Genomic DNA, 21,237 nt, shown 5'->3' with positions numbered 1-21,237 from the left:
AGGCTCGACCGGGTGAGCCACGAGTTCGTCGTCATCGCCGGCGCGGGTCTCGGCATCAGCATCGCGGCCGCGGCCTTCGCGCGGCGGACCGGGGTCGCGGCGCCGCTGCTCCTCGTCGCCCTCGGCATCGCCGCGAGCCTGGTCCCCGGTACGCCGATCCTGGAGGTCGACCCCGAGCTGATCCTGGCCGGCGTACTGCCGCCACTGCTCTACGCCTCGGCCGTCCAGCTGCCCGTGCTCGACCTGCGCCGCAACCTGTCCCTGATCAGCTGGCTGTCGGTCGTGATGGTCATCGTCTCGTCGGTGTGCGTCGGGCTGCTGGTGCACGCGGTGTTCCCGTCGATCCCGCTCGCGCTCGGCATCGCCCTGGGCGCCGTGGTGAGCCCGACGGACGCCGTCGCCGCGACCGCGGTCGGACGCCGGGTCGGCCTGCCGCCGCGGCTGATGACCGTGCTCGAGGGGGAGAGCCTGGTCAACGACGCGTCCGCCCTGGTCGTGCTGCGTACGGCGGTCGCGGTGGTCGGCACCAGCACCGCGTTCAGCGTCGGCGGCACGGTCGGGGACTTCACCTGGGCCGTGGCCGGCGCGGGCCTGGTCGGCTGGCTGGTCGCGTGGGCGACGGTGCTGGTGCGCGAGCGCCTCGACGACCCGGTGCTCAACACCACGATCTCGTTCATCACGCCGTTCCTGGCCTATGTGCCGGCCGAGGAGGTGCATGCCTCCGGCGTGCTGGCGGTGGTCGTGGCCGGACTGGTCACCGGCGCGATGGGCGCGAAGCGGTTCAGCGCCCGGGACCGGCAGACCCAGACCACGACCTGGGCGACGATCAACTTCATCCTGGAGAGCGGCGTCTTCCTGGCCCTCGGCTACCAGCTGCCCGCCCTGGTCGACGACGCCCGGGCGGAGACCAGCGCCGGCCAGGTGGTCGGCATGGTGAGCCTGGTCCTGGCGGCACTGGTCGCCCTCCGGTTCGCCGGCCTGGCCTGGCCGGCACTGGTCGGCCGGTTCGGCCCCGGCGACCGCCGCGCCCGGGCCCGGGAGCGACTGGACCAGATCGAGCAGCACGTCTCCACCTGGGAGCCGAAGGACGACCGTGAGGAGAACCGGCTGCGCTGGGCCCGCCGGCGGATCGCGCGCGCCAGCGCCGACGTCGCCTTCGAGGAGCGCGAGCCGATCACCGCGCGTGGCTATCTGGTGCTGGCCTGGGCCGGGATGCGGGGCGTCGTCACGCTGGCCGCGGCGCAGACGATCCCCAGCGACACCCCGCACCGCAACACCGTGGTGCTGGTCGCCTGCCTGGTCGCGATGGTCTCGCTCGCCCTGTTCGGACTGACCCTCCCGGCGCTGATCCGCCGGATGCGGTTCCCGACCGACGACCCGGCCGAGCGCCGCGACGACGTACTGACCCTGATGCGCCAGATCGGCGAGGACGCGACCGACGCCCTCGGCCCGCTCGACGAGCAGCGGATCGACGGGGAGCCGCTGGACCCCGAGGTCGTCGAGGTGCTCAAGGACCGGTTCCTGCCGATGCTCCTGGCCGGGGTACGCCGCGGCGCGGCGAGCCGGCCCGGGCAGCGGGAGCAGGCCTTCATCATCCAGCGCCGCTACGTCGACGCGCTGCGCGACGGGCTGCTGCGGGAGCGATCGGTCGGCGCGTTCAGCACCGAGACCTACAAGCAGGTCGAGGCGATCCTCGACCGGGAGGAGCAGCGGCTCGGCTCGGCGACCGGGTGACATCCGGGGTGACAACCGTCGCGGTGGCTCCGCGACGGGTGACGGCGTGCCCACAATCCCTCCATGCACAGCAGGCTCCCGGTCGTCCGGCGCACCACGGAGTTCGACGCGCTGGTCGAGCACCGGCTCACGCGCCTGCGCCGGGAGATCGACGAGGCCCGGGACCGGCTGGCCGACGAGCCCGAGATCGAGATCCTGACCCATCTGTGTGGGGTCCTGACCGGTCTGGGCGACGCCCTGTCGCGCCAGGCGGGCGCGCGGTGACCGCCGTGGGTTCACGGGGCTGAACCCTCTCCGGCCTCGTGGGTTCACCCGGTTGAACCGTCCGCCCGGTTCGGGGTAGATGCCGGGGGAGATCGGGGGCGATGCCGTATCCCCCGGCAGCGTGGGTCGGTATCCGTGGTGTCGGGCCGCGCCGCCCTCCCCTCGGGACGGGTGCGTGGCCTGCCCTCCTGCACCGACTCGGAAAGGTCCCCCCACCTTGAGGAAACTCCTCCCCGGTCTCTCGCTGGCGCTCGTCGCCGGCGCGGCGGCCGTCGTACCCACGGTCGCGCTGGCTCCGCCGGCCGCCGCTGCGCCCGGGAACCCGGGCGTCCCCTCCGCTCCCGTGGTGATCTTCCACGAGGACTTCGAGAACGACATGGCCGACGGCGAGGTGGTCACCCTCGACGACTACGTCGGCGCGAACGGCGAGACGTACGCCGCCGAGGGCGCATGGGCCAACCCCGCCCAGCAGAACGGCTTCGTGCTCGACGGTACGTCGAGCGATGCCGCCCAGCAGGCGGTCGGCAACACCGGCAGCTACGGCCAGCTGCGGAACCTCGCGACCACGATCGGCGCCGTGAACGGCTCCGTGCCGCCGGAGTCGAACCACGCCGCGGCCGCCTTCACCGGCGGCGGGGACCCCGGCCCGAACCTGGTCGAGTTCCGCACGGAGCAGCCGATCGCCTACAACGCGACCAACCGCTTCCTCACCTTCTCCGCCAACACCTCGGTGATCAACTGCCACGCGGCCCACCCGCTGCTGCGGTTCTACCTGGACAACGGCGTCACCGAGATCCCGGTCGGGGCGAGCGCCCTCGACCCGTGCCCGAACGGCGCCCGCACGGTGACCTCCGACGGCATCCTGTTCTCCGGCACCGAGCTGGGCGTGGTGCTGCGCAACGAGCAGGGCAGTGCCTCCGGCAACGACCACGCCTACGACGACATCGTCGTCAGCGACGCGACCCCGCAACTGGACAAGGCGTTCGCGCCGGGGACGACGCCGGCCGGCTTCCCGACGACGCTGACCTTCACGGTCACCAACACCTCCGAGCTCGCGGCGAAGAACGGCTGGTCGTTCACCGACAACCTGCCCACCGGCCTGCAGATCGCCCCGGAGCCGCGGTTCACGACCGACTGCGCCAACGGCACCGTCACCGACGGCGGCGCCGCCGGCGACACCAGCATCGCGGTCGAGGGCGACCTGACCGCGGGCCAGGAGTCCTGCACCCTGTCGGTCGACGTGGTCGCCCCCGGCGCCGCCGTCGGCGACACGTTCACCAACGACGCGTCGAATATCGACGACCTGGTCGGGCTCTACCCGCCGGGACCGAGCACGCTGACCGTCGGTCCGCGAGCGCTGCCCGAGATCGGCTGCGAGCCGGCCGACGCGCGCGCGACCCAGCGGTGGTGGTACTTCGGCGCCGGCGCCGGTCTCGACTTCGGCACGTCCGGTACGGCGGCGCCGTCGGTGACCCCCGCCACCGGCGTCAACTCGGTCGAGGGCACCACGGTCGTCACCGACGCGGCAGGCAAGCTGCTGTTCTGGTCCGACGGCGTCAAGGTGCTCAACAAGAACCACCAGGTCATGCCGAACGGAGCCGGCCTGACCGGCAACTCGTCGGCCACCCAGACGGTGGCGGCCTTCCCGTCGCTCAGCGAGCCCGGCACCTACTTCGTGGTCGCCACCACCGGCGCCTCCGAGGTGGGCGGCACCGGCCACCTGAGCTACTCGGTGGTCGACATGGCGCTCGACGGCGGCCTGGGCGACGTGACCGCGGTCAAGAACGTGAACCTCGCCCCGGCCAACGGCGCCTCCGAGCAGCTGACCGCCATCCCGAACGCCACCGGCGACGGCTTCTGGGTCGTGACCGCGCAGGCGTCCTCCCCGAACGTGCGTGCCTACCTCTTCGACGGTGACGGTCCGGCCGACCCCGACGGCGCCGGTCCGCTCGCGGTGGGTGACTCGGTGGTCAGCGTCATGCCGACGCCGAACTACAACCAGTACGGCACCCTCAACCTGAGCCCGGACCTGTCCACGGTCCTGCTCACGACCGGCAACGCCGCCGGCGCGTCGCGGATCCGGCTGATGGACTTCGACGCCGCCACGGGTCGGTTCGCGCAGCGCTACGAGTGGTCCACGCCGGTCGGGCTCGGCGGCAACATGTACTCGGCCGACTTCTCGCCGTCGGGTGACTACGTCTACGCCACCCGGATCTTCGGTGGGGCCCACCTGTTCCGCTACCAGATCGACGGTGCCGCCGACGGCGCCGCGGTGAAGGCGAGCGAGTACGACTTCGGCCAGTACCACTCGAACGGCGGACAGGTGAAGCGCGGCCCCGACGGCCGGATGTACGTCGTCAACCGAGGTGCCGCGGTGCTCGGCGTGATCGACAGCCCCGACGCCGCCGACCCGGCCGACGCCGGCTTCGACGCCGCCGGCGTCACCCTCGCGGGTGGCACGACCAACGGCTGGGGTCTTCCCCAGATGGTGACCGGCTGCCCGATCACGGCGGCGCTGGAGCTGGTGAAGACCAGCGCGCTGACGACCGACAACGGCACCGTCGGTCAGGCCGATGCCGGCGACGTGATCACCTACACGTTCACCGTGACCAACACGGGCAATGTGCCGGTCACCGACGTGTCGATCGCCGACCCGCTCCCCGGCCTGAGCGCCGTCAGCCCGGCCACCGTCGCGTCGATCGCTCCGGCGGCCGACGCGGTGTTCACCGCCACGTACACCGTGACCCAGGACGACGTCGACAACGGCGGCCAGATCGTCAACGCGGCCACGGCGAAGGGCACCGACCCGGACGGCGAGCAGGTCGTCACCCCGCCCGGTCCGACGACCACGACGACCACGACGATCGCGCCGGCCGATCCGGACGTGCAGCTCGTGAAGTCGGCCGCCATCACCACCGACGAGGTGCCGCTGGGCAAGGCCGACGACGGCGACGTCATCACCTACACCTTCACCGCGACCAACCACGGCAACGCCACGGCGTTCGACGTCTCGGTCGACGACACCCTGCCGGGCCTGGGCACCATCAGCCCGGCGAACGTGCCGTCGCTCGCTCCGGGCGCCTCGGCGGCCTTCACCGCGACGTACACCGTCACGGCCGCCGACGTGAAGGCCCAGAAGATCGAGAACACCGCCTCGGTGGAGTCGACCGGCCCGACCCGCGGTGGCGTGACGCCGCCGCCGGTGACGTCCTCGTCGAACACGGTCAACTCCGCGACCGGTGCGCTCGGCGCCCCGTCGATCCTGACGAGCACCGACAGGAAGGTCGCGCTGAAGGTCGGCAAGTCCGGCCAGACCAAGCCGGTCGGGCTGAGCGACTCGGTGACGGTTTCCGGCCTCGTCCCCGGCGGCAACACGCAGGGCATGGCCACGCTGTACGGCCCGGTCGCGGCCCCGTCGGATGCGATGTGCACACCCGAGAACCTGGTCGGCACGGTCACCTTCACGCCGGTCAACGGCACTGTCGGCACGCCGTCGGTGAAGGTGTCCGAGCCGGGCTACTACACCTGGGTCGTCTCCACGGGCGCGGACCGTCGCAACCTCGCGGCCACCCACGCCTGCGGCCTGCCGTCGGAGACCACGCTGGTGCACCGGGCCGACTACGGCAAGGTCAAGATCGAGACCGGGTACGCCGGCACCGACGCCTCCGTGCACGGCCGCAAGGTCCGCCCCAGCAAGGTGTCGATCAAGGCCCTCGGCATGAAGGCCAAGCTCGACACCGTGGGTGTGCGCAAGGGCTCGATGGTGATCCCGGGCAATGTCGCCAAGGGCGGCTGGCTGGGTCGGTCGGCCCTGCCGGGCGACCTGGTCGGCTCGACCGTGATCGCCGGGCACGTCTCGGACCGCTCGGACCGACCGGGCGCCTTCGGCAAGCTGCGCAAGGCCAAGAAGGGTCAGGTCGTGACCGTGCGCGCGAGCGACGGCACCGTGCAGAAGTACCGGATCGACCGCGTCTACACCCAGCCGCGGAAGCAGGGCTTCTCCGGCGCGGAGGTCTCCACCACCGGTGAGCACCAGCTGACCCTGGTGACCTGCACCGGCAAGGTGACCTACGCCAACGGCCGCTACCACTACACGAAGAACCTCGTGGTGGTCGCGACCCCCGTCGGGTGATCCCGCGGTGAACACGGGGCACCGGGGAGCCGGCAGCGATGCTGCCGGTCACCCCGGTGCCCCTGCGGCCGTCGTCCTGCGGCACGATGCGGGCAGGGCGGCCGCCCCCCGGGCCGCCACTCCTCTCCCCCCGAGGTGCTGACCGTGCATGCCGGTGCGATCGCCCGACCCCGCCTGCTCGACCTGCTCGACGTCGACCCGGCGCCGGTCACGGTGCTGCAGGCGCCGTCGGGCTACGGCAAGACCACGCTCGTCCGGCAGTGGGCCGCCGGCCGCCGTCCCCCCGAGGAGCGGCTGGTCTGGGTGGCGCTCAGCGCGGAGGTCGAGTCCGACCGCGCCTTCTGGACCACCGTCATCGCCGCGGGCCGCCGGCTCGGACACCTCTCGCCCGAGCGTGCCGGCGTGGTCGCCGACGACGTCGATGCGCAGGACGACCCGGTCCCCGTGCTCCGCGACCTCCTGCTCGGCCGCCGGCCGGTGACGCTGATCGTCGACGCGTACGAGTACGTGCGCGAGGCCACCGCACAGGTCGACAGCGACATCCTGCGCCTCACCGCCGAGCTGCCGCAGCTGCGCATCGTCGTCACGACCCGGGCCGGCACGACGCTCGCGGACCCGGTGCACCAGGTGCGGGACGCCGTCCGGCTGATCGGGGAGCGGGACCTCGGCTTCACCTCCGAGGAGACCGCCCAGCTGTTCGCCGAGGACCTGCCCGGCGAGCTGGCGGCGGTCGCGGGGGACGTCCACCGCGACACCCGCGGCTACCCGCTCGCGATCCGCGCGGCGGGCCTCGCCCTGCGGTCACGACCGCAGCCGCCGACGCGCGGGTCGGACGAGTGGCGCGCGATCGTGGCGCAGGACCTGAGCTCGCAGATGCACGACCCGGCACTGTCCGCCTTCGTCCGCGACACCGCGGCGGCGCCGTACTTCGACCTCGACCTGGCCCAGGCCCTCACCGGCCTCGAGGACGCCGCCCCCGTCGTGGAGCAGCTGGAATGGAGCGGGTTCGGGCGCTGGGTGCCCTATCTCGCCGACCGCCCCGTCTTCCAGTACGTCGACTCGCTGCGGGAGGCCGTCCGCGGCGACCTGCGCGCCAACGACTCCGACCGGTACCGGCGCAGCGCGGGCATCGCGGCCACCTGGCTGCACGACAACGACGAGCACGAGCAGGCGCTGGAGCTGGCCGTGGATGCCGGTCGGTACGAACTGGCCGGGCGGATCTTCCGCAGCGTGCTGCTCAGCGCGCCGGAGAGCTACACGACCGACCACCTCGACCTCCAGCTGAGCAGGATCCCCCGGGCGGCGCTGGCCCAGCACCCGTCGCTGGCCTTCGCGCGGGGGCTCGCGCTGCTGAGCAACCCGGCGACCCGTGGCGCTGCCGTCGAGTACCTCCTCCGCACCGCGGAGCAGACCCCGGCCGACTGGCGCTCGCTGGACCGGCCCTCGGCCTTCTTCCAGCGGGTCGCGAAGTCGGCCTGTCTGCGCTATGTCGGCCGCTACCTCGAGGCCGGGCCGGCCGCGCAGGCCGCCCTCGACTTCTACGACGACATCGACATCGGCGACGACGGGCGGCTCGTCGAGCTGCGGGCGATCGGCCTGCGCCAGCTGGCCTACTCGTTCTTCCAGGTCGGCGAGCTGGAGCGGGCGCACGAGGTCGTCGCCCGCGCGATCACCACCGCGACCCGTCCGTGGTCGCGCAACTACACCGTCGTGTACGGCGTCGGGCTGTCCGCCATCGCCGGCCGGTCCCGCGAGGCCGCCCACACCGCGCGGCTCGTCGACGCGCGGGCCTGGCCGCGCGACCACGCGCACACCTACGTCAACGCGCTCGGCCGGATCGGCAACGCGATGCTGCGCCTCGACGAGTTCGACTTCACCGGCGCCCTCGCGGAGTACGACGACTGCGACTCCTTCGTCCAGACCGCCGAGTTCTGGCCGTTCCTCACCTGGACCCTGCTGCAGGCGCGGCTCGGGCTGGGCGAGTCGGGTCCCGAGGCCCAGCGGGTCGCCGACGCCCTGCAGGCCTGGCCGCCGCCGCCCGGCGTGGGGGAGAACTTCGGCACCTCCGCGCTGCACGGTCTGCTCGCCGTCGCCTGGCTCTCCGACGGCCGCACCCGCGAGGCCGCCGAGCTGCTGCGCCGCCCGACCCGCTGGCCCGGTCAGGTCGCGCCCGCACAGGTGCTGAGCCGGCTCACCGGCGGCGACGCGGCCGGCGCGCTGCACGTCGTACCCCGGCTCGAGTCGCTGCCCGGGCACAGCATCCGCTCGCGCGCGGGGCTCGCCACCCTCGGTGCCGCCGCCGCGCTCCGCGCCGGGCACCCCGACGCGGCAGGCGCGCTGCTCGACCGGGCTGCGTCGCTGCACGTCGAGCACGGGGTCCGCGCCCACCTGTTGCACGTGCCCGGCAAGGACCTCGAGGCACTGCGCGACCTCGCCCGGCACTCCGGCCGCGCCGCGGCGAGCGCGTACCTCGACGTCGACGTCGTCGGCACCATCGACCCCGGCGTCGCGGTCAGCCCGCTGACCGCGCAGGAGCTCGCGGTGCTGCGGGCGTCGATCGACCACCCGCGCCGCGGTGACCTCGCCGCGGCGCTCCATCTCTCCCCGGAGACGGTGAAGTCGCACATGCGCAGCATCTACCGCAAGTGGGGGGTGAACACGCGCGAGGGCGCACTCGAGCGGGGGATCCGGCTGGGCCTGCTCGGCGACGGCGAGCCCGGGTGAAGTGCGGGGTGAGATGACCTCCCTCGGGGTGTCCGCATGCCGGGCGGCGACGAGAATCGGGACCGGGCCCCCGGAAGGGGCCCATCCCCCCAGTACGCGGCCCGGGCGACGTCCCGGGTCGCGTCATTTCCGGGGCTCCGGTCCCGGGGCAGGGGCGGCATGATGTGCGCATGCGTGCTGTCGTGTGCCACCAGGCCGAGCTCACCGTCGAGACCCTGCCCGACCTGACGCCGGAGCGGGGGCAGGTCCTCATCGACGTGGAGCGGTGCGGGATCTGCGGGTCCGATCTGCATGCCCGGGTGCACTGCGACGAGACCGCCGCCGACGTCGCGGAGCTCGGCTACGACCACTTCATGCGGTCCACCGACCGGGTCGTCATGGGCCACGAGTTCGTCGGCACCGTCGCCGACTACGGCCCCCGCACCCGCAAGGCCTTCCCGATCGGCACCCGGGTGGTCGCGCTGCCGGTGCTGCGCGCGGGCGGGTCCACCCATCTCACGGGGCTGAGCCCGCTGGCCTCCGGCGGGTACGCCGAGCAGGTGCTCGCCGTGCCCTCGATGACGATGCGGGTCCCCGACGGCCTCGACGCCGACGCGGCCGCGCTCACCGAGCCGATGGCGGTCGCCCTGCACGCCGTACGCCGCGGCGAGGTCGGAGCGCGCGACACCGCCGTGGTGATCGGGTGCGGCCCGATCGGGCTCGCGGTGATCGCCATGCTCAAGGCGACCGGGGTGCGGCACGTGATCGCCAGCGACCTCTCCGCCGGCCGGCGGGCGCTGGCCGAGCGGATGGGTGCCGACGTCGTCGTCGATCCCGCCGCGGACTCGCCCTGGGCCTCCTTCGCCTCGTCCAAGCGCTATCTCACCGAGGCGATCGCGCTGGCCGACCTCGGCATCGACGCGATGGACAAGCTGCGCGCCGTACCCCTCCTGCCGTGGGCGCACCTCATGCGCGCCGCCGAGAAGGCCGGTGCCACCCCGCGCGGCCCGATCGTCTTCGAGTGCGTCGGCATCCCCGGCATGATCGAGCACGTCATCGCCCACGCCCCGCTGCTCTCGCGCGTGGTCGTCGTCGGCGTGTGCATGGGCCAGGACTCCTTCCGCCCGTCGATGGCGATCAACAAGGAGATCGACCTGCGCTTCGCCTTCGCCTACGACCCCAGCGAGTTCCACCAGACCCTGCAGTGGATCGCCTCCGGCAAGGTCGACGTCCGCCCGCTCGTCACCGGTGTGGTCGGGCTCGACGGCGTGGCCGGGGCGTTCGAGGACCTCGGCGACCCCGAGCGGCACGCGAAGATCCTGGTGGATCCGTCGGCCTGAGAGGGCTGCGGGTCAGGCTGCGGGGTGCCGCAGCAAGTGGGCCTTGACGATCCTCAAGTCGTCCTCGACCGAGCCCAGGCGGTGGTCGACGGAGTCGATCCGCACGCCGAGCACCTCGGCGACGTGGTCGATCTTGGCGTCGAGGCGCTTCTCCAGTTGGTCGAAGCGCGAGTCGACGGCACCGAACCGAGCATCGACCGCGTCGAACCGAGCATCGGTACGCGCCTCCAGCGCGTCGATCCGGCCGCCCAGGCGAGCCTCGGTCGCGATGATCTGCGCAACGGTGTAGCGCGTCGAGAGGGTTAGCGCGGCGAACATGATCGCGCTGAACACCCCGAGCAGGGTCCAGATCTGCGGGTCGTTCACCAAGTCCACCTCTCCAGTGTGCAACGGGTGTCGTGATCGTGCCACCGGCGAGCGCGTCGACGAAACGGTGTCGGGCGACCTGTGGAGAACGACTTCAGCCGCGCGCGACCGTCCGGCCCGCGGCCCTCCCGGAGAAGATGCAGCCGCCGAGGAAGGTGCCCTCGAGTGCGTTGTAGCCGTGCACGCCGCCGCCGCCGAAGCCGGCGACCTCGCCGGCGGCGTACAGGCCCGGGAAGGGCGAGCCGTCGGGGCGGACGACCTGGCTGTCGAGGTTGGTCTCGATGCCGCCGAGGGTCTTGCGGGACAAGATGTTGAGGCGGACGGCGATCAGCGGGCCATGGGCCGGGTCGAGGATCTTGTGGGGCTTGGCGACGCGCATGATCTTGCCGGTGCGGTCCTTGCGGCCGTTGTGGATCGCCATCACCTGGGCGTCCTTGCAGTAGGCGTTGTCGATCTGCCGGTCGCGGTCCTCGATCTGCTTGCGCAGCACCTCGACGTCGAGGACCCTGCCGCCGCGGGCGATCCGGTTCATCCCGGCGACCAACTCGTCGAGGGACGATGCGACGACGAAGTCCGAGCCGTGCTCCTTGAACGCCTCGACCGGACTGGTGGCACCCTTGCCGAGCCGCTCCTTGAGCATCATCTTGACGTCCTTCTCGGTCCAGTCCGGGTTCTGCTCCGAGCCGGAGAGCGCGAACTCCTTCTCGATGATCGACTGGGTCAGCACGAACCACGAGTAGTCGGCGCCGGTGGCGAGGATCTGCTTCATCGAGCCGATCGAGTCGGCACCCGGCACGCCGGACATCCCGGTCAGCCGGTGGCCGTCGGCGTCGAACCACATCGACGAGGGGCCCGGGAGGATCCGGATGGCGTGGTCGGGCCAGACCGGGTCCCAGTTGTGGATGCCCTCGACGTAGGCCCACATCCGGTCCTTGTTGACCAGGTTGGCGCCGGCGGCCTCGGTGATGGCGAGCATCCGGCCGTCGACGTGGGCGGGTACGCCGGCGATCATGTGCTCCGGTGCGGGCCCGACCCGGTCGGTGGGCCAGTTGGCCCGCATCAGCTCGAAGTTGTGACCGATCCCGCCGGACGTGACGACCACGGCCGGGGCGCGCAGGGAGAACGCGGAGACGACCTCGCGGGACGACTTCTCGCCGCGGGCCAGGTCGGACGGCTCGAGCACCGAGCCGCGCACGCCGACGCAGGCACCGTCCTCGACGATCAGGTCGTCGACCCGGTGCCGGAAGGCGAACCGCACCAGGCCGGCGGCCTCGGCGGCCTCGACCGGCTCGAGGAAGACCCGGACCACCTCGGGGCCGGTGCCCCAGGTGAGGTGGAAGCGCGGCACCGAGTTTCCGTGGCCGCTGGCGGAGCCGTCGCCGCGCTCGGCCCAGCCGACGAAGGTGAGTGACCTGAGCCCGAGCTCGCGCAGGTAGGCGCGCTTCTCCCCGGCGGCGAAGTCGACGTACGCCCTCGCCCAGCGGCTGCCCCAGTGGTCCTCGCCCCGCTCAGGGCCCGCGTCGTCCGGGTCCGAGCCGATCCGGTCGAATGCCGCCGAGCCCTGCCAGTCCTGCCAGGCCAGCTCGGCGGAGTCCTTGATCCCCATCCGGCGCTGCTCGGGGGAGTCGACGAAGAACAGCCCGCCCAGCGACCAGTGCGCCTGGCCGCCGAGGTTGGCCCGGTTCTCCTGGTCGAGCACCAGCACCTTCTTGCCGGCCCGGGTCGCCTCGTAGGTCGCCACCAGCCCGGCCAGGCCGGCCCCCACCACGATCGCGTCCGGCTCGAATCCCTGCTCCACGCTGCCCGCACTCACGCGGGGGAGCCTGCCACACCGGCGGCCCCGGCCCTTGTAACTAAGGGTTACCGCGCGAAAAGGGGCGCAACAACACCCGGGTAGTAGCAACAGCGCCCGGGTAGTCACGGACGACATGACGTGGCAGGACGGGAGTGGCCCGCGCCACACTTCCTTGCCAGTGGCAAGGAACACGTTCTAGTTTCCTCGGGTGCCCGCTCCGAGCGATCAGGTCGCCCGCTACGCCCGCTTCGTCGTACGGCGGGCCGGGTGGGTCGTGCTCGCCTGGCTGGCGCTGACCGCGGTGATGAACGTGGCGGTTCCGCAACTGGAGGAGATCGCCGGCCGCGACTCCTCGCCGATGGTGCCGAGGGACGCGCCGTCGATGCGGGCGGTCGAGCTGATGAACGAGCAGTTCAGCAGCGGTGACAGCGAGAGCCTCATCGTGGTCGCGATGGAACGCACCGCGCAACTGACGCGGGCGGACCGGGCCTACGCCGAGTCGCTCGTGACCGAGCTCGCGAAGGACCGCGAGGACGTCGCGTTCGTGCAGGACGTGCGGGATCCCGCGCTGCGCAAGGCGCTGACCAGCGAGGATCGCCAGGCGCGCTATCTGCTGGTCGGCATCACCGGCGCGACGGGAGCGCCGTCGTCGCTGCGGCAGGTCGCCGCCGTCCGCGACATCGTCGGTGCGCGGGCGCCCGACGGCCTCACCGTCGAGGTCACCGGGCCGACCGCGACGGTGGTCGACCTCGCGACCGAGACCGAGCACAGCGTCGTCCGGATCACCGTCGTCACGATCGGCCTGATCGCGCTGATCCTGTTCCTCATCTACCGCTCCTTCGCCATCCCGGCGCTGATCCTCGCGGTCGTCGGGCTCGGTCTCGGGCTCGGCCGCGCGGTCGTGGCGTGGTGCGGTCTGCAGGACATCTTCGCGGTCTCGACCTTCAGTGGGTCGTTCCTCACCGCCATCGTGCTCGGCGCCGGCACCGACTACGCCGTCTTCCTCGTCGCGCGCTACCACGAGCAGCGCCGGCTCGGCGTCGAGCCGACCCGGGCCGCCGCCATCGCCGCCACCCGGGTCGGCTCGGTGATCGCGGGCTCGGCCGTGACCGTCGTCCTCGCCACCCTCGCGATGGCGCTCGCCGACCTCGGCTTCTTCAACACCACCGGGCCCGCCGTCGCGGTCAGCATCGCGGTCAACCTGCTCGTCAGCCTGACCCTGACCCCGGCGCTCCTGGCGCTGGCGGGCCGCCGCGGCTGGGCCGAGCCGCGGGTGTCCCGGGCGGCCGGCGTATGGCAGCGGGTGGCCGGCCTGGTCGCCGCGCACCCGGTGCGGATGCTCACCGCGTCGCTGCTGCCCCTGGCCGCGTTGGCGGCGCTGTTCCCCCTCGCCGACCTGTCGTACGACGTGCGCGACCCGCTCCCGGACGGCGCGGAGAGCAACCGGGGCTATGCCCTGCTCGCCCGCCACTTCCCGGTCAACGAGGTGCTGCCGGACTACGTGCTGGTGCGCGCCGACCACGACCTGCGCACCAGCAGGGACCTCGCCGTCCTCGAACGTGCCGCGGCCGCCGCCGCCCAGCACGACGGTGTCGAGCTGGTCCGCAGCGTGACCCGCCCGCTCGGCGTACCCATCGCGGAGGCGTCGGTCGCCCACCAGGCCGGCCTGGTCGGCGACGAGCTCGGCCGCGCGCAGGGGGAGGTCGCCGAGGGAGCCGGCGGCGCGGCGCGGCTGGCCGACGGCGCCGGGCAGCTCGACGCCGGGGCCGGGCAGCTGGCCGACGGTGCCGGTCGGGCGGTCGAGGGCGCGGACCGGATCGCCGCCTCGACGGGCAGGCTGACGAAGGGGATGGACCAGCTGCTGGACGGGGCGGACGCGGCGATCACCGGGACCGGTGACCTGCGTGCCGGCGCGAGCGGCCTCGCCGACGGCCTCGACGCGGCCGCGGGCCAGGTGCAGCTCGCCGTCGACGGTCTCGCGCTGGTCCACGACGCGCTCGCCACCAAGAGCCTCACCTGCGGGCTGGACCCGGCGTGCCGGCAGGCGCGCACCGGGCTGAAGCAGATCTGGGAGGCCGAGCGGGATCAGCTGCTGCCCGGTCTGCAGGAGGCGGCGAAGGGCGCCCGGTCGCTCGCGGACGGCACCGGCGACCTGCAGTCCGGCCTGCAGCAGCTGCGGTCCGGACTGGCGAAGGCCCGCAAGGGCAGCAGCCGGCTCGCCGACGGTCAGCGGGTGTTCGCCGACCGCCTCGGCGACCTGTCCACCGGCGCCGAGGAGCTCGCCGCGGGCGTCGATCGGCTGCACGGCGGGACGCAGGAGGTCGCGGCCTCCCTGCCGGAGCTCGAGGACGGCCTCGCGGCCGCGGCGCGGCACCTGCGCGAGACCCGATCGGGGGCCGACGACCCGATCAGCGGCGGGTTCTACCTGCCGCCAACGGCGCTGCAGGACCAGGACTTCGCTGCCGCGATGCGGCTCTATCTGTCCCCGGACGGCCGCACCGCGCGGTTCGCGGTACTCGGCTCGACCGATGCCTTCGGGCCCGAGGCCTCCGAGCGGGTCGACGAGATCCGTACCATCGTGGAGACCTCGTTCAACGGCACGCGGCTCGACGAGGCCGAGGTCGTCACCACCGGTATGGCGAGCACCAACGCCGACCTGCGGCGCTACTCCGTGTCCGACCTGGAGGTGATCGCCGGCTTCGCGCTGGTGGCGGTCTTCCTCGTCCTGCTCCTGCTCCTGCGCAGCGTGGTCGCGGCGTTCGCGCTGATGGCGACCGTCGTGCTGTCGTACGGCGCCGCGATCGGTCTCTCGGTGCTGGTGTGGCAGTACGGCCTCGGCATCCAGCTGGACTGGACCGTCGCGGCGGTCGCGTTCGTCGTCCTCGTCGCGGTCGGCGCCGACTACAACCTGCTGCTGACCAAGCGGATGCACGAGGAGGCGCCCGACGGCTCGGCGGCCGGGATCGCGCGGGCCACCGCGGTCACCGGCGGCGTCATCACGTCGGCAGGCGTGATCTTCGCGGTGTCGATGATGGCGCTGCTGGCCGGCCGGGTCACGACCATCGGCCAGGTCGGCTTCACCATCGCCGTCGGGCTGCTGCTCGACACCTTCGTGGTGCGCTCGCTGCTGGTGCCGGCGCTGGCCACCGTGCTGGGCCGGCACCTCTGGTGGCCGCAGCGGGCTGCGCCGGGTGACGGGGCACGGGCCGAGGCGGGTGACGGGGTGGGCGATGGGGCAGGATCGTCGGCATGAGGAACGGCGACCTGCGCCAGCGGCTGCTCCGCGCGGCCGAGCAGGAGATCGCGACCTGCGGCCTGGCCAAGGCCAGCCTGCGCGCGATCGCCCGCCGGGTGGGGGTCTCGCACCAGGCCACGGCCCACCACTTCGACGACCGCGCCGGCCTGTTCACCGCATTGGCCGTCGAGGGCTTCGAGCTGCTGCTCGACCGCACGCGTGCGGCGGTGGCCGGTGTCCCGGCCGAGGGTGGGCAGCAGGTGGTCGCCTCCGCGGTCGCGTACGTCGAGTTCGCCGCGTCCCGGCCGACCATGTTCGACGTGATGTTCCGGCCCGAGCTGTTGCATGCCGACGACCCGCGGCTCGGCACCGCCCGGCTGGCGCACCGGATGCTGCTGCGCGAGCTGGTCGGCGCCGCCCAGGCCACCGGCTGGGCCGCGTCGGTGCCGACCGAGGAGCTGGCCACCGTGGGGTGGGCAGCGGTGCACGGGCTCGCCGTGCTCCAGCGCGACGCCCAGCTGACAGCCGTACCCACCGGGGTGGAGGTGGACCCGGCGCGGCTGGTGGCCCAGGTCGGCCGGGCGCTCGACGCACTGGGGTGATGTAACTAAGTGTTACAGCATCTCGACTGCCCGGGTGCTGTGGCTACTACCCGGGTGCTGTTGCGCCGGAATTCGTGGGGTAACCCTTAGTTACAAGCGCTGCACCGCGAGCCGGGTCGGGGCGGCCCGCCCCCGCAGCACCGTCTCGCCGTGACCGACCCAGCGGACGGCCTCGGCTGGGTCGGCGGCGGCGACGGAGTCCCAGGACGCGAGGACCCGGCCGGGGACGTCCTTGGCGAGGTCGGTGAGGCGGGCGGCGGAGTTCACGGCGTCGCCGATGACGGTGTACTCGAAGCGCTGCTCGTGGCCGACATTGCCGGCGACCACCTGCCCGGTGGCCACCCCGATCCCGGCCGCCACCTCGGGCACCTCGGTGGCCAGCCGGTCGGCCATCGCCCGGGCGGCGGAGAGGGCGGCGGTGGCGTGGTCGGCCAGCTCGACGGGGGCGCCGAAGATCGCCAGCACCGCGTCGCCGATGAACTTGTTGACCAGACCGTGCTGCCGGTCGACCTCGTCGACGACGACGCCGAAGAACCTGTTGAGGACGGCGACGACCTGCGCGGGCCCGTGCTCGGTGGCGTACGTCGTGGAGCCGACCAGGTCGACGAAGAGCACCGAGCACACCCTGGTCTCGCCGCCGAGCTCGATCTCGCCCGCACCGAGCGCGGCCGCCGCGGCGGCGACCTCCTGGCCGACGTGGCGGCCGAACAGGTCGCGGATCTGCTCGCGTTCGCGCAGGCCGTGGACCATCGAGTTGAAGCCGCTCTGCAGCTGCCCGAGCTCGGTGCCGTCGTACACGACGATGTCGGCGTCCAGGCGGCCGTGCTCGACCTCCTGCATCGCGTCGCGCACCGACAGCAGCGGGGCGACCACGGAGCGGGCGTTGAGGTCGGTGAGCAGGAACCCGAAGACCAGCACGATCCCGCACACGATGATGGTCACGACGGCGAGCTGGGCGAGGGTCGCGTCCGATCCGGCGGGGGTGAGCGCGAGGATCGCGGCGATGAGCAGGCCGACGATCGGCGCGCCGGTGCCGAGGGTCCAGAAGATCGCCATCCGCGGCCCGACGCCGACGCCGCGCACCCGCTGGGTCACCTTCACGTCGGCGAGCGCGCGGGCCGCGATCGGGCGCAGCGTGAACTCGGTGAGCAGGTACGCGATGCCGGACACGACCACGGCGCCGATCCCCACGGTCAGGCCGGTGCCCACGGCCCGTGCGGGCTGCAGCAGGACGGTCAGGACGGTGAACAGGATGGTGCCCACCAGCCAGATGAAGAACTGCGCGGACGTCAGCGACAGCGGGACGCGCAGTGCCCGGGCCCGCTGTGAGTGGCCGGGGTCGACCTCCGGCTGGGTCGCCCACCGCAGCGCGCGCAGGGAGGACGTCGTCCCCCAGATCGCGCCGACGATCGCGGCCACGACGACATAGGTCGGGATGGCGATGGCGAGCGCCACCACCATCGCCCGGTTGGGCGGGGGCGAGGGGATGGCCCAGGTGTTGATGACGAAAACGACGAGCGCGCCGACCAGGTTGGTCGTCACCAGCATCACGGTCAGCAGCACCTGGATCCGGATCCGCAGCTGCCGTGGGCCCTGGTCGCGTGGGCCCAGGATCCGGGACCCGAAGGGCCCGCGCCGGAGGGAGCGGGACCGACGGGGCATGGCCCGAAGCGTAGTGCGGCTTGCCACCCTCTGATTGGATCGGCGACATGAGCGCCGCCGAGATCACCGAGGCCTACGCCGCCTTCCACGAGAAGGTCGCCGGCTTCGTCGCGACCGGCGACTGGTCCGGGTACGCCGACCTGTTCACCCCCGACGCCGTCTACGTCGAGCACGCGATGGGCACCTTCACCGGCCGTGACGAGATCCGGGACTGGGCCGTGCGCACGATGACGGCGTACCCCGGCCGGATGATGCCGGGGTTCCCGATCTCCTGGCAGGTCGTCGACGCCGAGCAGGGCCGGCTGGTCTGCGAGGTGCTCAACCCGATGCCCGATCCCGGTGACGGCACGATGCTGAGCGAGCCCAACATCACGATCATGACGTACGCCGGCGACGGGCTCTTCTCGCGCGAGGAGGACGTCTACAACCCGCTCCGCTTCCACGCGATGGCGCAGCGGTGGGCGCGGATCGCGGCCGATCACGGCAACGCGGACGCGGACGTGCTGACCTGGCTCGACAAGTTCGGCGGCGGCCGGTGACCGGCGCGGCGAAGCGGATCCTGCTGGAGATCCTTGGCTGGGTGCTGCTGCTCGCGGGCGTCGCCGCCCTGGTGCTGCCCGGCCCCGGGCTGCTGCTGATGGCGGCCGGCCTGGCGGTGCTGTCGCAGCAGTACACCTGGGCCGAGCGGCTCCTCGACCCGGTGATGCTGCGGGCGCTGCGGGCCGCAGCCGAGGGGGTCGAGACCTGGCCACGGGTGATCATGTCCACCGTCGGCGCGCTCGGCATCGGCGCCTTCGGCGTGCTGTGGCTGGTCGACCCGGACAGCCCGGACTGGTGGCCGATCGCGGAGCGCTGGTGGCTCCCCGGCGGCGTGTGGACCGGGATCACGCTGTTGCTGTCCTGCGTCATCGCGCTGGCCCTGATCGTCTACTCCTACCGGCGTTTCCACGGCAAGCCGGAGGCGGTCGCTGCCCTGGAGAGCAAGATCGACGAGGCCGACGACGAGGCCCACGAGCAGCGAGGGCGGATGCGCGACCGGGTCGAGGAGCGCCGGCACCGCGACGACGACGAGCGCTAGGGATGCCGGAGCGGGGTGGCGCCGGCCGGCGCCACCCCGCCCGTGACCGTCAGCGGACCTTCGTCCTGACGGTCACGCTCGCGGCGTCGAGCGCTGCCGAGCCGCCGTAGCCGACCTGGAGCGTGACCTTGCCGCGCGGCAGGCGCTTCTTCAGCACGACGGTCGCCCGGCCGTCGCGCAGCACTGCCTGACCGACGACCTTCTTCCCCCGCCGGACGACGATGGAGCCGTCGGCCAGGACCGGAGCGGTGACGGCGACCTTGACCTTCACCTTGCCCCGGGCCTTCGGCTTGGCCTTGGCGCTGACCTGCGCGGCGGCCCGGGCCACGGGGGCGGTGCCGGCGCTCTGCAGGGTCAGCGGCTCGAACTGCGGTCGCTGCACGGTCAGCCGCACGCCGATCGACCGGCCGGCGTCCGCCGCCCCGGGACGGTACGACGTCCCGGTGGCGCCGGCGATCGGCTGGCCGTCGCGCAGCCACTGGTAGGCGAGCTGATCGGTCGCGGCCCGCGGGAGCAGGGTCTCGACCAGCACCTCGCTCAGGCCGGGCACGACGGCCGTGAGGACGCCGCCGACCCGCGCCTCACCCGTGATCCGGACAGGTCCGTCGGCCTGGAGGGACTTGAGGATCGTGACCGGGCTCGACGTGGCCGGGACGCCGTCGTGGTGCTCGAGGACCGGGATGGACGCGTAGTGGATCGCGCTGCCCGCATCCTGTGGCCGTACGGTGTAGGTCGCCTCGTCGAAGCCGGTGAGCTCGGCGCCGTTGCGGTACCAACGGTGCTCGACCGTCGTCGGCCCCGGGGCGAAGGTCGCCGGCGTCGCGGTCAACGTCTCGCCCACGCGAGGTGTCCCCGAGACCGTGGGCGGCTGCTGGACGGTGAAGGTGCCCCTCCGGACGTGGTACGTCAGCGTCGCCTGTCGCGCGTTGCCCACCGGGTCGGTGGTCGTGACGACGAGCGTGCGCGTGCCAGGGGTGGCGGTGTTCAGTGGCGTGCCCGGGGGGACGCTCCCGTTGCAGGTCGCCACCCCGGAGTGTCCGTCCCAGCAGCTGAATCCGCTGAGGACCCGCTGGCCCAGCGCGTACTCGGCGCCGTGCGCCAGGTGGGGCGCGAACGTGATGGTCGGCGCCACCCGGTCGATGCCGACCCAGATCCGGGCATCCGCGCGGTTGCCGTTGTTGTCGGTGGCGACGATGTCGATCTGGGTCGAGCCCTCGTTGCTCACCGGGATGCTGCCGCGGTGACCCTCGAACATCTCTTCGTGCTCGGTGGCGCCGGTCATCGTGTAGCTGACCTGGCCCACGCCGGAGCTGGCGCCGCCGCCGGTGCCCTGGTCGACGACGAGGACCGGCACGGTGCGCGGCCCGGGGAACCAGCCGTCGACGCCGCCCGTCGGGTAGTCGATGTTGATCGTCGGCGGCGTCCGGTCGATCGCACCGGGCACCGGACCCGGGTCCCCCGGATCCTCGGGGTCCATCGGCTGGGCCGCCGCGGGGCTGGCGACGAGCAGTGCGGCGGCGGTCAGTGCGCCGAGGATGCGGGACCTTCTCATGACAGTTCCTCCTGGGTGATGCGGCTACGGCTCAGCGAGAGCCAGGCGCCGACGAGTACGAAGCCGGGCAGGGCGATGAAGGGCAGGCCCGGTACGCCGGTCGCGGCGACCGCGCCGAACGCGAGCAGGCAGACCAGGCCGGCCAGGACGGCGGGACCGCGGGTGACCAGGCCCTCGCGCAGGCCCATCCAGGCGATGCCGCCGAGCGCGACGGCGAGGGGGAGCGCGGCGATGAACGGGCTGAAGTCGTTCATCACGTAGTAGGTGTAGAGGCCGGCGTCGTCGTACGTGCCCTCCTCGATGGCGCCGTGCAGGTAGTTGCCGAGCGCGCCCTTCCAGCCGTAGGCCAGGGTCAGCGTGCCGGCCGCGGCGACGGCGCCGAAGGACACGACGGAGGCGCCGACGGACCAGTCGTAGCGTTGGCTGACCCGGCGCCGCCAGACGGCCGCGAAGACCAGGAGCGCAGCCACGCAGAGGAAGCCGCCGAAGCCGCCGATGCGGAACGGCAGGTGCTCGAGGTCGGGCATGTCCGCCACGGAGACGGTGTAGTCCGAGGACCGCTGCTCCCCGGCGGGACGCTGGTCGGTGAACAGGGTGCCGACCATGCCGAGCAGGCCGGCGGCGCTCATCCACAGCGGCCAGGCGTGGAAGCGGGAGGAGTCCACGGGCCCGGGTGCCTCCCGTGGATCGGTGGCGAGTGACATGGAGGTTCAGCTCTTTCGGGAGCGGCGCGTCGGCGCCGTCCGCCGTGCTCTACGGCGGTCCCGTCACCCT

At 72.9% G+C, this 21,237-nt stretch carries 14 protein-coding genes; 9 read left to right on the top strand and 5 right to left on the bottom strand.

What is annotated here, in order from left to right; all coding sequences use genetic code 11:
* Positions 1-12 precede the first annotated feature (12 nt).
* From RB608_RS15605 to RB608_RS15585, 5 genes are all read left to right on the top strand, one after another.
* Positions 13-1,734: a sodium:proton antiporter gene (locus RB608_RS15605; protein ID WP_308088953.1), complete on the top strand. Its 1,722-nt coding sequence runs from the start codon at positions 13-15 to the stop codon at positions 1,732-1,734.
* A gap of 63 nt (positions 1,735-1,797) precedes the next feature.
* On the top strand, positions 1,798-1,998 hold the full coding sequence (locus RB608_RS15600; RefSeq protein ID WP_308088952.1) for a hypothetical protein: 201 nt from the start codon (positions 1,798-1,800) through the stop codon (positions 1,996-1,998).
* Positions 1,999-2,215: 217 nt separating this feature from the next.
* The gene (locus RB608_RS15595) at positions 2,216-6,130 is read left to right on the top strand and encodes a sortase domain-bontaining protein (RefSeq protein WP_308088951.1); all 3,915 of its coding nucleotides are present in this window, start codon (positions 2,216-2,218) and stop codon (positions 6,128-6,130) included.
* A 144-nt stretch (positions 6,131-6,274) separates the two neighbouring features.
* On the top strand, positions 6,275-8,854 hold the full coding sequence (locus tag RB608_RS15590; RefSeq protein WP_308088950.1) for a LuxR C-terminal-related transcriptional regulator: 2,580 nt from the start codon (positions 6,275-6,277) through the stop codon (positions 8,852-8,854).
* A gap of 170 nt (positions 8,855-9,024) precedes the next feature.
* Positions 9,025-10,173 (top strand): zinc-binding dehydrogenase, encoded by a 1,149-nt coding sequence (locus RB608_RS15585; protein WP_308088949.1) that lies wholly within the window; start codon positions 9,025-9,027, stop codon positions 10,171-10,173.
* 12 nt (positions 10,174-10,185) lie between these two features.
* On the opposite strand, the gene RB608_RS15580 is transcribed toward RB608_RS15585, so the two are convergent.
* Positions 10,186-10,548, bottom strand: a complete 363-nt coding sequence (locus tag RB608_RS15580; protein WP_308088948.1) for a hypothetical protein — start codon at positions 10,546-10,548, stop codon at positions 10,186-10,188.
* A gap of 85 nt (positions 10,549-10,633) precedes the next feature.
* Positions 10,634-12,352, bottom strand: a complete 1,719-nt coding sequence (locus tag RB608_RS15575) for an FAD-binding dehydrogenase (RefSeq protein ID WP_308088946.1) — start codon at positions 12,350-12,352, stop codon at positions 10,634-10,636.
* Positions 12,353-12,542: 190 nt separating this feature from the next.
* Between RB608_RS15575 and RB608_RS15570 the strand changes: the two genes are divergently transcribed.
* Both RB608_RS15570 and RB608_RS15565 read left to right on the top strand, forming a co-directional pair.
* A complete protein-coding gene (locus RB608_RS15570; RefSeq protein WP_308088945.1) occupies positions 12,543-15,587 on the top strand; it encodes an MMPL family transporter in 3,045 nt (1,014 codons plus the stop codon).
* On the top strand, positions 15,584-16,171 hold the full coding sequence (locus tag RB608_RS15565) for a TetR/AcrR family transcriptional regulator (RefSeq protein WP_308088944.1): 588 nt from the start codon (positions 15,584-15,586) through the stop codon (positions 16,169-16,171). Before RB608_RS15570 ends, RB608_RS15565 begins: the two co-directional genes overlap by 4 nt.
* 90 nt (positions 16,172-16,261) lie before the next feature.
* Here the strand turns inward: RB608_RS15565 and RB608_RS15560 are convergent, their stop codons facing one another.
* Entirely contained in the window at positions 16,262-17,833 is a 1,572-nt protein-coding gene (locus RB608_RS15560) for an adenylate/guanylate cyclase domain-containing protein (protein WP_308088943.1), read from the bottom strand.
* A gap of 47 nt (positions 17,834-17,880) precedes the next feature.
* On the opposite strand from RB608_RS15560, the gene RB608_RS15555 reads away from it, so the two are divergent.
* Entirely contained in the window at positions 17,881-18,372 is a 492-nt protein-coding gene (locus RB608_RS15555) for a nuclear transport factor 2 family protein (RefSeq protein WP_308088942.1), read from the top strand.
* Entirely contained in the window at positions 18,369-18,911 is a 543-nt protein-coding gene (locus RB608_RS15550; protein ID WP_308088941.1) for a PGPGW domain-containing protein, read from the top strand. The genes RB608_RS15555 and RB608_RS15550 overlap by 4 nt, the downstream gene beginning before the upstream one ends.
* Positions 18,912-18,960: 49 nt before the next feature.
* On the opposite strand, the gene RB608_RS15545 is transcribed toward RB608_RS15550, so the two are convergent.
* Positions 18,961-20,463, bottom strand: a complete 1,503-nt coding sequence (locus RB608_RS15545) for a hypothetical protein (RefSeq protein WP_308088940.1) — start codon at positions 20,461-20,463, stop codon at positions 18,961-18,963.
* Positions 20,460-21,167 carry a hypothetical protein gene (locus tag RB608_RS15540; RefSeq protein WP_308088939.1) on the bottom strand — a complete coding sequence of 236 codons (708 nt, stop codon included), beginning with the start codon at positions 21,165-21,167 and terminating at the stop codon, positions 20,460-20,462. The genes RB608_RS15545 and RB608_RS15540 overlap by 4 nt, the downstream gene beginning before the upstream one ends.
* Positions 21,168-21,237: the final 70 nt, after the last annotated feature.

The sequence above is a fragment of the Nocardioides sp. LHD-245 genome, assembly GCF_030929495.1.
In the GTDB taxonomy this organism is placed as follows: Bacteria; Actinomycetota; Actinomycetes; order Propionibacteriales; family Nocardioidaceae; genus Nocardioides.
This window is presented reverse-complemented; position numbering and strand designations above follow the sequence as displayed.